11 protein-coding genes and 1 pseudogene are annotated in these 11001 nt (G+C 66.2%); 2 read left to right on the forward strand and 10 right to left on the reverse strand.

The annotated features are described in order from the left end of the window. Positions 1 to 214 precede the first annotated feature (214 nt). Entirely contained in the window at positions 215 to 1171 is a 957-nt protein-coding gene (locus E1287_RS39195) for a hypothetical protein (protein ID WP_131970526.1), read from the reverse strand. 231 nt (positions 1172 to 1402) lie between these two features. On the opposite strand from E1287_RS39195, the gene E1287_RS39200 reads away from it, so the two are divergent. Beyond that, on the forward strand, positions 1403 to 1714 hold the full coding sequence (locus tag E1287_RS39200) for a helix-turn-helix domain-containing protein (protein ID WP_131970542.1): 312 nt from the start codon (positions 1403 to 1405) through the stop codon (positions 1712 to 1714). 706 nt (positions 1715 to 2420) lie between these two features. Here E1287_RS39200 and istB read toward each other — a convergent pair. From istB to E1287_RS39245, 9 genes are all read right to left on the reverse strand, one after another. Beyond that, positions 2421 to 3140, reverse strand: coding sequence for an IS21-like element helper ATPase IstB (gene istB / locus E1287_RS39205; protein ID WP_131970528.1), 720 nt, complete (start codon positions 3138 to 3140; stop codon positions 2421 to 2423). Then, positions 3137 to 4261, reverse strand: coding sequence for a transposase (locus tag E1287_RS39210; protein WP_207934731.1), 1125 nt, complete (start codon positions 4259 to 4261; stop codon positions 3137 to 3139). Before E1287_RS39210 ends, istB begins: the two co-directional genes overlap by 4 nt. A gap of 11 nt (positions 4262 to 4272) precedes the next feature. Further along, positions 4273 to 5262 (reverse strand): hypothetical protein, encoded by a 990-nt coding sequence (locus E1287_RS39215; RefSeq protein WP_131970530.1) that lies wholly within the window; start codon positions 5260 to 5262, stop codon positions 4273 to 4275. Continuing rightward, complete coding sequence (locus E1287_RS39220) at positions 5259 to 5819, reverse strand: sigma-70 family RNA polymerase sigma factor (protein WP_131970532.1); 561 nt, start codon at positions 5817 to 5819, stop codon at positions 5259 to 5261. Before E1287_RS39220 ends, E1287_RS39215 begins: the two co-directional genes overlap by 4 nt. Next, positions 5816 to 6061 carry a hypothetical protein gene (locus tag E1287_RS39225; protein ID WP_131970534.1) on the reverse strand — a complete coding sequence of 82 codons (246 nt, stop codon included), beginning with the start codon at positions 6059 to 6061 and terminating at the stop codon, positions 5816 to 5818. The genes E1287_RS39220 and E1287_RS39225 overlap by 4 nt, the downstream gene beginning before the upstream one ends. A gap of 154 nt (positions 6062 to 6215) precedes the next feature. Continuing rightward, on the reverse strand, positions 6216 to 8042 hold the full coding sequence (locus E1287_RS39230; protein ID WP_131970536.1) for a site-specific integrase: 1827 nt from the start codon (positions 8040 to 8042) through the stop codon (positions 6216 to 6218). Between the two features lie 56 nt (positions 8043 to 8098). Continuing rightward, on the reverse strand, positions 8099 to 8365 hold the full coding sequence (locus tag E1287_RS39235; RefSeq protein WP_131970538.1) for a hypothetical protein: 267 nt from the start codon (positions 8363 to 8365) through the stop codon (positions 8099 to 8101). Between the two features lie 88 nt (positions 8366 to 8453). Beyond that, the gene (locus E1287_RS39240) at positions 8454 to 9716 is read right to left on the reverse strand and encodes a site-specific integrase (RefSeq protein WP_165969419.1); all 1263 of its coding nucleotides are present in this window, start codon (positions 9714 to 9716) and stop codon (positions 8454 to 8456) included. Positions 9717 to 9819: 103 nt separating this feature from the next. Next, a complete protein-coding gene (locus E1287_RS39245) occupies positions 9820 to 10419 on the reverse strand; it encodes a transposase (RefSeq protein WP_207934732.1) in 600 nt (199 codons plus the stop codon). Between the two features lie 152 nt (positions 10420 to 10571). On the opposite strand from E1287_RS39245, the pseudogene E1287_RS39250 reads away from it, so the two are divergent. Further along, a pseudogene (locus E1287_RS39250) lies at positions 10572 to 11001 on the forward strand (hypothetical protein); the annotation flags it as partial.

The following is an 11001-nucleotide window of genomic DNA, read 5'->3' on the forward strand; positions in this document are numbered from 1 at the left end:
GGGGAGGCTGGGTTGGTCGCTGTGGGCTGGTTGGTGGAGTCGGGTGGCTGACGCGTTCGGCGAGCCGGTGCAGGTTCCGGCGGTGTGGCGCTGACGGCGGGGCCAAGCTCGGTATCGCGATGGTGTGAGCAATTGTGTCGCGCGTCATCTCGCGACGCTATCGGGTGCCGTCGCGGAGCCTTGGGGCGACGCTGGTTCCGTAACAGGGGTGCGGTTAACTGTCGACGACCACCACTTCGTATTCCTTGGCCGTGGGTGGGAAGCCGGTGTTGAACTTGGCGTTCACCACGCCCAGCCGGTCGCCGAACTTGGCTGCGGTAGTGGGCACCTGGAATTCGTCGCTGAGGATGACCTTCTCCAACACAGCGGAGCTCGACTGGTAGCTGAGCCGGATGCGGCTGATCTGACCTGCCTGCGGCCGTTCGCCGCCGGCTCGGTTGAACTGCACCGCCCAGAGCGTGCGTCCGTCGCGTACGAGGCCGTCCACGTTGGGAACCGGCACGCTCTTCATGGTTTCGCTCGTGCCGGTGCCAGGGTTGACGATGTTGAGCACGCCACGAGCGGTGTGCGCGACGATCAACCCGGTTCCGTCCGGTGTCGTGCTGATGCCGTTGTTGTTGAACGGGCCGCTGGTGTCCGCGGCCGGGCCGGTCAGTGTGAGCGTGCGGAACGGTCGAAGACGGCCATTGTCGCTGATCGGTATGAAATAGAGTTTCGCTTGCCGCGAGTCGGTGAACCAGGCGCCGTCGTTGGTCAGCGTCACGTCGTTGATGATTCCCGCGTTCGGCTCGGTGAATTGGTATATCGCCATTGTGCTGCCGTCGTGGATATCGTAAACGTAGGCATGACCGGTGAAACCGCCCGCGACGAAAAGCAGTCCATTGCCTAGATCGGCTGTCATGCCGAGGGCCATGCGGCCGGCCGGCGCGTCGATGAACAGTCCGGCGGTACCGCGCCGCGTGTCGCCGCGGAAGATGTCGCCATTGAACATGTCCCCGGCATAGAAGGTGGATCTCCAGCCGGCCGCGATGCCTTCGGCGGAACGTGCCTCCGGTAGGACGATCACCTTGCGGGGTCCTGCCGCCGACGCTGGTCCGGCCACGCCCGCTGTCAGCGTCAACGCCAGAACCGGGACCGCGACCCGACGGAATCTCCGACCTAGCGAACTCATGGGTTGCCTCCTTGGTGTGTCGCGCCCGCACCGTTCGGTCATGGTTACGAACGCCGCGATCAGCCATCGCGGCGAGGGCGAGCCGTGGCCGAGCCGTGGCCGCGCTGTCCCGCCCGCGCCAGGGGCGACCACCTCGACATCGTGGTCGAGTCCCTCGGCGCCGACGTTGGGCCTGCGTACTTCGTTCTATAGTTTGCGAACTGTAGCACCGAAGGTATCATCGTGGGCACCATGCGAGAAATCAGTCATCCGGCAGTCGGGGACCTTCGGATCGTCAACGTCTTCCACGCCCTCAGCGACCCGGCGCGGTTGGGCATCGTGGCCCGTCTGCTCACCGAGGGCGAGATCGCGTGCGCGGATTTCGACCTGCCGTTCGCCAAGGCCACCCGCGCGCATCACTTCCGGGTGCTAAGGGAAAGCGGCCTCATCCGAGTCCGTTGGGAAGGCAAGCATCAGTACGCCGCGGTTCGCGAGCCCGATCTCGAAGCCCGATTCCCCGGATTGGCCGACGTCATCCGCCAACACCAAGCGGAACAAACCTGACCGGCACCGTGTCCCCAAGGGCCGTTCTTGAGACGGCTTGAGGTCAGGTGACGAGTGCCCGTTTGATCTTCGTGATCGGGCGGGTTCTCGTCGTTTCGTAGGTGTTGTGATCGCCGCAAGGGCCCGGGGTGGCGCGTGCCGGATGGTCGCGGAGAGGCTACCGACGATGCTCGTCCGTGGTGAGGGCCGAGGATGCGCGTCGCCCAGCGATGTGGCCTGTTCGGATGGTGGTGTGGCAGTTCATAGTTCGGCTGGCGGCGGTCGTCCCTCGATGGAGGGGCCCGGGGTGGGGGCGCGCCCGCAGTGGGCTCACAGGCGAGGTCGGGGTATCGGCTTGAGTGGCTGACGGGTCTGGCGCCAGGCGGCGAGAATCTGCAGGTTGGTGACGCAGACCATGATCGCGGTGAGGATGCTCTAGCGGAGCGGCCGTGTGCGAGCCGATTCTTACGATCTGCAGTCCACTCGAACGGTGGGAAACGATCTTTAGCGAGTTGGGAAGCGATCTTCACGCGGGTGGCTCACCACGGGTCAGACGTACTCGTGAACAGCCCAGATGAGGACCGCGTTGCGGGCACACACCACCGCCCTTGACGAGTTCACCGCAGCCGCCCACAACCACCTCCACGACCAATAGCACGGGCGATCGAATCCCGGCACTCGTGCCTAATCGTGTCGTGTCACAACCGGGCCTGTACCGGCCACAACCTCAGCCGGGTCTCGAACCTGTGAGGTTTCGGCGCCACCATGCATACGTTGGCGCGAACATGTGCGCTTTGCTGAAGGCTTCGTTGGAGGCGATGGCCAGGCTGTTCTTTTCCTCGCGCTCGGTCAGGACCTGGAACAGCAACTCGGCGCCGCGGCGGTCGAGTTCCATGTATCCCAGCTCATCGATGCAGAGCAGGTCGACGCGGCCGTAGCGGGTGATGGTCTTGTTGAGCTGCTTGTCGTCGGCGGCCTCGACCAGCTCGTTGACCAGCTTGGTGGCCAGGGTGTATTTGACCCGGTATCCGGCCATGGCGGCTTCGGTGCCCAGCGCGATGAGCAGGTGGGACTTGCCGGTGCCCGAGTCGCCGATCAGGCAGAGCGGTTCGCCCTTGTTCACCCATTCGCAGGAGGCCAGGGTGTGGATGGTGGCGGGGACGATGCCCGGGTTGGCGTCGTAGTCGAACTCGCGCAGCGACTTGTGCCGCGGGAAGTGCGCGGCCTTGATGCGGCGTTCGGATCGGCGGCGGTTGCGGTCGTCGCACTCGGCCATGAGCAGTTCGGCCAGGAACCCGCGGTAGGTCATCTGGTCGCGGACGGCGGCCTCGGCCAGTTCGGGGAACTTGGCGCGGACGGTGGGCAGCCTCAGCATCCGGCAGGCGCTGTCCACGGCGGTTTCGGCGGCCTGTTCGGTCAGTCCGCGATGGCGGTTGATGGTGGTCATCGAGCCTCTTCCCGGCTGGTCGGTTCCTGCCTCCCGGGCGGGCGGCGGCGCAGGAGCTGGTCGTAGTGGGCCACCGACGGCAACGGCCGCCGGTCGGGCGGCAACTGGGCCAGCCGCCGCTCGGTGAGCGAGGTCACCGTCGCGGCCGGTGCCGCCGGTTCGAGGGCGGGGACGCCGGTGGAGTCGTCGGCCTCGGCGGCCTTGCGCGCCTCCAACGCGACCGCATCAGCGGTGAGCGCTCCGGCCCGCAACGCCGCGGCGATTCCGGCGACGATGTGCTCGTGGTTCATGTGCCGGTTCAGCAGCAGCACCTCGATCAGGGCGCGGGTGCCCTCGCGGTCGCCGTGAGCTTTGCTGGCCGCCGCCCACCAGGCGTCGTGGACGGGGGTGAACTTGCCCGCGGCGCGGGCCTGTTCCAGCGCGGTCGCGCCTGGCAGCGCGCCGGGCTTGCGGACCAGCGCCTCCAGGTAGTGGTCCAGCTCCAATTGCCGGTCGCCTTTGGCCCGCAGGCGCTCGTGCCGGGCGACTTCTTCGCGTCCGTCATAGACGACCAGCTCCGAGGCGTGCAGCACGACCTGGACCATCCGGCCGATCAGCCGGACCGGCACCGAGTAGCGATTGGTGCGGACGCTGATCTGGCTGTGCCGGTTCACCCGCAGGCAGAAGTGCCGGCCGGTCTCGAACGCTTCAGTCGGCAACGGCTGCAGCAGCGGCCGCTCAGCCGCGAACAGCTCACCGATCGTGCGGGGACGCGACCGGATCCGCCGCGCCTCGTCCTCCTGGTCCCAGCGGTCCACCAGGTGGTTCAGATCGGCCAGCGAGTCGACCTCGGGCACCGGGACGAAGTGATTGCGGCGAAACCACCCGATCTGCCCCTCCACCCCGCCCTTCTCATGGGCGCCCTCGATCCCCGGGCGGCAGTAGAAGCTCTCGATCCCGTAGTGCGAGCGGAACGCCGTCCACCGCTCGGTCTCCACCCGCTGCCGAGTAAACCCGATGATCTGCGCGACCGCGGCCTTGAGGTTGTCGTAACGGATCTTGCCGAACGGCACCCCGCCCAGCACCTCGAACGCATGGACGTGGCCTTCGAAGAAGGCTTCTTGTCCACCGGAGGTGAACACCTTTCACCGCACTATCCGAGCCCGTCGTCGTCCTTTTGTTCCTCTTCGTTGATGAGTGCCAGGTCCTGGGGAACAAGGGTGGCGCTCTCTAGCAGCTTCATGATCAGATTGTGGATCAAGGAGTTCCCAACAGGCGGATCAAACTCGGCTTGAATCAGGCCAGGCGCACCGCTTGCAGCCAAGCGGTAGCGGACTCCTGCGACGATACGAGCGACGCGCTTTGCCGTCCAGCCGGTGTTTGGGTCCAGATCTGCGAGCTGGGTAGCCGCTTGCCTTGCGGTGAGCGGCAGCGGATGAGTCTCGTGGCGGAGATACCTCTGGCTGAGTACGACCAGTGTGAGGCGTTCTCTCCTAGACAACACCCAGGGAACCTGGGGATTCCGCCGAGGAATCGACACGTCTGGAGAGGACTGAGGGGCACTGGTGTCATGCCCGGTGACAGTTAGTTCCAGCAGATGCTCAGCCCGAGACGTCACCACGAAGACCGGCGTGTATCCCACCGGCAAGGGTACTGCCTGACCGCACAGCAACAACTCCGCATTTGGAAGCCGGATTACCGAACGTCCGGTGTTGCGCAGCCACCAGCGACCATCCTTGTACTCTAGATCACCCTGATGACAACTGACCCCGGAGTCGCCAACACCTAGGGCGACGTGAACGTCATTCTCCGCACGCCCGAACACGATCGTAAATTTCGCGTGCGGTGAAACACGGATACCGCCACGACTTCCCATTACGAAGATCGCGCCCTTCTCCGCAAAGTCGAGCGCTTGGGTCTCGGTGAAGTCCCGGGCAACTATCGTGACGGTCTGACTCCCACCAGCGACACTTGCTGTCTTTACATGGCCGTGGGCACTGCTCGTGGCCCGCATCTCCCTCTGACGGGCCTGATCGAGAATTTCCTGGAGACCTTCGTCGACGTCGAAGCCACACGGTTCGGGATCGGCTGCGTATGCATGCTGCACCAGATCGCGAGCGGCATCGTCACGTCCTGTGTTCATCGCCGCTCACCCCCTTCATCAAGCTTAGCGTTCTGGCCGAGGAGAGGCCTTAGTCGCGCCCGGAGTCGTTGAACCTGCGTACGGACGGTTGAGGGATCGATGCCAAGGGTGTCGGCGATCTCTTTATAGTTGAATTCCTCGAGAAAATACAGAACTCCGACCGCTCGCCTCTCCATGGGCTGGCTCTCCAGAAAGCACCGCACCGTTTTGAACAGGGTCAACTGGTCAAGGACTTGTTCGTACCCGCTGTCCTCTACTGGCGGGTCTTCCTTGTCGTCGAATGGCGCGAGTCGTCTGCTTAGCCGATACCGGTCAGCGACCTTCTTGACCGTGATGCCGATGACATAACGCTGGTTGTCGCGCAGCGACTGTCGCCTCCGGGCGCTCCATCGCTCCAGCATCACGATGTAGGCGTCCTGAGTGGCGTCACGGGCGATGTCAGTATCCCCGGCGACTCGTCGTGCGGTCGTAAACGTCTGCGCGGCAGTTTCGATATAGAAGCGCTCGAAGGAATCCGGATCCACCGAGCCGGCATGCTGGCTTCGCAGCCCTGTCATTGCATTCGACGATCTTGTTCGTGCGGAGCTTGGCTCTGCAGTGCGGGCAGGTGGCCAACGACAATATCGATGACTGCGCCGTCGGGTGTGCGGTCGGTGATTCGAAGACCTGACGGTGCGTTGTTCAGGAGGCGCTCGATACTCTCCCGGCGAGCGGCGTCCTTACGCAGCCTTATGAGCTCGCGAACTATCGCCGCCGTGGGCGGCACCAGGATGACCAGCACGGCCCACACGTTCACCATCAGCGCCTCCTGTCGGTGTGGTCACACTGGTTACTCGCCTCCGGCCGTCAGGATGTCCACAAGGGTGGAAGACGACTTGGCCTAGGAAGGCGGAGATCGCCGACATAGGAACGCCAAGCTGGCACGATGGGTTCGCATCCTGTGGTGCCACTGGTCAGAGGAGCGTGTCGACACCGGGCCCTTCTCCGAAGGCACTGCGCTGAAGGCGATCGGCCTGCTGCTTCTTCTTGGCGATGTGGCGGAGGCTCTCTTCGAGTGCGGCGACCTCGCCGAGCCACTGCATCTGGCGGGCTTCGGCCAGGCGCTCGTTGGTGTTGTCTTCGATCTGCAGCAGGCGCGGGACCTGTGATGGGTCCAGGCGGAGCATGGGGCAACGGATGCAGGCGTGTTCGTGCTGGCAGGGCGTGCCGTAGGGGCGGTGACAGGTGCCGAGAGCGACTTTGCGCAGGCTGAAGTGATCGCGGAATTCCTTCCACTCGGCGTCGGTGGGTTCGCGATACTCTTCGCTGGGACGCTGGCCGCGGCGATCGGCGATGAACTGCTGGTAGTGGCGGATCACCTCGGCGGGATAGACCGCGACGTAGCCTTGGGTGGTGTTGAGGTCGAGGTGGCCTAGCAGCCGGGCGGCGATGTGGATGGGCAGGCCGCTGTTGACGGCCTCGCTGGAGAAGACCCTGCGGAAGTCGTGCGGAGTGAACCGCAGTGGTGTCCCGTCGACGTCGAGGATCTTGGCGTGCTCGGCGAGCCGATCGAGCAGATCGCGGACCTTGTTGGCCGACAGCACCTGCAGGCGGCGCTGGTAGTGCCGCTGGAACAGGTGCGGCAGCGGCGGGCCGAAGTTGCGCTCGTAGGTGTCGTAGCGGGCCAGCAGCGGCACTCGCCCGTCGGCGGTCTTGATCCGCCGGATGATCCGGGCCAGCACCGCGACCAGTTCGGGGTCGGCAGGGATGACGCGTTCGGCGTCGGTCTTGGACGGGCTGACCTGCAGCAGCGGAATCATCTCCACGGTGGGCGCCTGGTATTGCCGCAGGCTCAGATGCGTCAGCTCCAGCAGTTCCGCGATGCGCAGGCCGGTGCGGCGCAGCACCTCGATCACAGCCCATGCCCAGAACGCGTTGTCCTCGGCGAGCTCGACATCAAACCGCCGCCCCGGCCCGTCGAGCCGTTGCGCAAGCAGCCGGACTGGTGGAGAGAAACCGCGGCGCGGGCCGATTCGCAGATAGCGGGCGCCATCCAGGACGAACTCCCCGCCCGGTGTGACACTTCGGGCGGCTTCCCGCAGCCGGGCCGCATCGGCCAGTTGTCGCTCGGCGGCATCGATCAGCCTGGGGAGCACGGGGGCGAGTGTGCGGGTGCGTTCGGCCATCCGGGCGCGGCGGCACCGGGTCTGTTTGATGTAGCCGCGGACGTCTGCCTCGCTGATCAGGCATGGGGCCGCCCACTGCGCCCAGCTGGCCGGGTCTTCCAGGGACCATTGGAGCAGGTCGAGGTAGAACGCACGGACCGTCAGCAGCACGGCGTGGAAGTTGCGGCGGGGACGGCCGTCGGGCAGCGTGCGGATCCGCTGCTTCCAGCCGTGCGCGACCTCGTCGGGCAGGTGCAGCGAGGTGATGCCGGGGTGGTGGCGTTCCAGATCGGCCCAGAACAGGCCCACGAGCATCTGTGCCTGGTTGTCCAGCGATCCGTAGTCCAGCATGGCCGAGCGTTCGACCAGGTAGTGGACCAGCACATCGCGGACAGGGCGGCAGGTCACCGGGTAGCGGTCGGCCAGCTCGGCGACGGTGAGCTGGCCGCGGGCCTGGACCTGCCGCCAGGACGGCGGCGCGTCCGGCAACCCGCCGATCTCCTGCAGCAGCTCATAGGCGACTGGGAGGCTGGCGACCTTGCGGCCGCTGGCCTTGCGGGCTGCGGCATAGTCGGCGATGTCGCCTGGGTCCAGGGCGAGCAGGTCCTTGCCGGTGACGATGACGATGCGGGTCAACGCGTTGAGCGCTTCGCTCTCGTGCTCGGTGAGACCTCGCTGTTGCGCGCTGTTGGTCAGTGCGCGAACGCCTCGGCCTGGTTGTGGCGCCGGTAGTCGGAGTAGACGCCCAGCAGTCGGCTGCCGAACAACCACGGGTAGGCGGGCCGGACCGCCCGCAGCACGATCATCACGCCCAGGCCGGTGGTGAGCCGGTTGCGCCACCGCTGCGTCAGGCCCGCTGGCCCCCAGGACCGGCCGTGCTGATCGGAGCCGCTGAGCAGCCAGCGTTGCTGCCAGGACTCGCTGGGGAAGCCTTCCAGCCAGTCCAGCACGGCGGTCATCGCCTCCTGGCGCCGCCAGCGTTCACGCTGGTCGGCCTCGCCGAGCAGCCCGATACTCAGGTGTTCCAGCTCGGCGCGGGAGGCATGCTCACGCGCCGGCGACAGCGTCGCTGGTGCGGTGGCCGAGGGCTGCGGTCCGGTGAGGACATCGGGGGCGCGATGGCTGGCGGGCAGACGCGCGACGCGGCCATGGCGGGCAGCCATCAGGTTGGCGGCCGAACACGTCGGCCAGGTCGTCGGGATCGTAATCCCAGCCGTCCAGGGGCCGTGGCTTGGGCCGGGGCCGGGTGTAGTGCTCGTGGACCTTGGCGATCACCTCATCCGGACGAGGCCGCAGGTAGAGGCCCGTGGTGGTGATGTTGGCGTGCCGCATCACCTGCTGGGCATCGACCAGTGTGATGTTTGGGTCGGCCACCAGCCGCAGACAAAGGGTGTGACGCAGATCGTGGACGGTGACATCGGCACCGATCGTGTCGTTGATCCGGCCCAGCAGTGCCCGCAAGGCCGTATAGGACAACGGGCGCAGTGGCCTTCGCCGCGTCCACCACAGCGGGTCGCCAGGGCCGGGACGATGTCCCAACGCGGCGAGCTCACCGAGATAGAGGGCCAGCCACTCGAACGCCTCCGGTGAGGCCGGACAGGCCTGCTTGATCCCGTTCAAGCCCTTGGTCTGCACGAAGATCCGGCCATCTCCAGGGCGAGCGTCCGACACGCGCATCCCCAGCCGCTCGGCGGCGCAGGCACCGCTGGTGAGGAACATGTGGAACAGCGCCCGATCCCGGTTGCAGCCCAGCTGCGCGAACAGATCGTCCAGCACCTCGTCGGGCACTGCTCGAGGCTGCCGCTCGGGCTGCTTTTGCCGCAACGCGGCGCGGCGGTGCGGACGGAACGGCTCCAGCGGATTGTGGTGGGCGTGAGGTCGTGCCCGGCCGCGCGAGCGCGAGGGCACCGGCGAGACCACCGGCCCCTGCCCGGTCTCCAAATGGTGGTCATAGAACGCGGCCAGCACCGACAACGCATGATTGATCGTCGCCGGAGCGTACTCAGCCCGTAGGTAGGCCTTGCCGGTGCGGGGGTTCACCGTCCCCGGTGCCGGAGCGTCCGGACGGCGCCGGTCCCGGGCAGGGTTCCGCGCGGTCCGCAGCCACAACACGAAGTCGCGGACGTCCACTCGTTGCACGCGCTGCCACCCAACATCGATGGCAGCCAGAAAACGGAACCATCGCAGCAAGTCATAGGCATAGGAACGGCACGACGCCGAGCTGTTGCCATTGGCCAGCAGATCCTTCAGAAAGTCACTGACCGCCTCGATCGGCTCTCCGCTCCCATCGACCACGACCCAGGGCACCACGCGGTCGTCCCCGGCACACACCACCCCGACACGTGCTACGGCCAAGGCCGCGACGTCCCGCTGCCCAGCCGCCGCTCCCGGCTTCATCGCCCCTTCAGCCTCGTCAACAACAGGCCGAAGCGTGCCGCACCACCCAGCCACCCCGCCGACGATCGGCGCAGAATTGACCGTTAGTGCGGTCAATAGGTCGATGCACCGCCTTGCCCGAATACGACAGCCGCAGGCTGAACAGGTAGCAGGTCACCTGCTGCCCGCGGATCCGGACCGTGACGTCACCGAAGTCGACCTCGGCCTCGTCTCCGGGGCGGTGCGTCTGGGAGATGAACGCCTCGACCGGTCCCCGCCCGGCCTCCACCCGGATCTGCGGCCGCCGCTCGGCGACATAGCGCCGCACGATGCCATAGGACACCTGCGTGTCGTGCTCGTCGACGAGCCGGTCGAAGATCCGCTTGACGGTGTGTCGCTGCTTGCGCGGCGCGTTCAGATCGGCCCGCAGCATCGCGTCGATCACCGGCTTGAAGGGATCCAGCAGCGACGCCCGCGGCTCCATCTTCTTGCGCGGCTTCGGCCACGCCGATTCCAGCGCCTGACGCACCGTCGGGTGCGAGACGCCGTGCTTGCGCATCACCGCCCGGATCGACAGCCCGTCCCGTACATCACGGCGGATGGCCGCGTACAGCTCGGTCTTGGACTGCCGCGCCATCCAAGCCCCCTCACGGTGAGTGACGGATCAGATACTCCCACCGCAAGCCCCGAGGTGTTGCTGAAACTCATGAACACGGCAACCCGACGATCAGGGATGTTGCCCAAACTCATCGACAAACGTTGCCGCCAGACGCGGACGAAACCACGGGGATGGTCCCCCAAGCGGCCCGGCACGCCGCCCCGCTCACCGGTGCTCCCCGCGCACGCGGGGATGGTCCCGGCAGCTCGACGGCCGGACGGCCGTCAATCTCGTGCTCCCTGACTCACTATTTTGCGGTTCCTCCTTCGCTGTTCGCGACGGTCGCCGAGGGCCTGGCCAAGGTCGACCTGAACAGGAACGCCCGGATGGTCGTCGAAAAGCCGTTCGGCAACGACCTGGAGTCGGCGCGGGCGTTGAACGCCGAGTTGCTGAAGTTCTTCGACGAAGACCATCTCAGGCGCGTCGACCACTTCCTCGGCAAAGAGCCGATCGAAGACCTTCTGATGTTCCGGTTCGAGAACATGCTCCTGGAGCCGATCTGGAACCGTCACTACGTCGACAACGTGCAGATCACGATGGCCGAGGACTTCGACGTCGCCG

The sequence above is a fragment of the Actinomadura sp. KC06 genome (assembly GCF_004348735.1).
Taxonomy (GTDB): Bacteria; Actinomycetota; Actinomycetes; order Streptosporangiales; family Streptosporangiaceae; genus Spirillospora.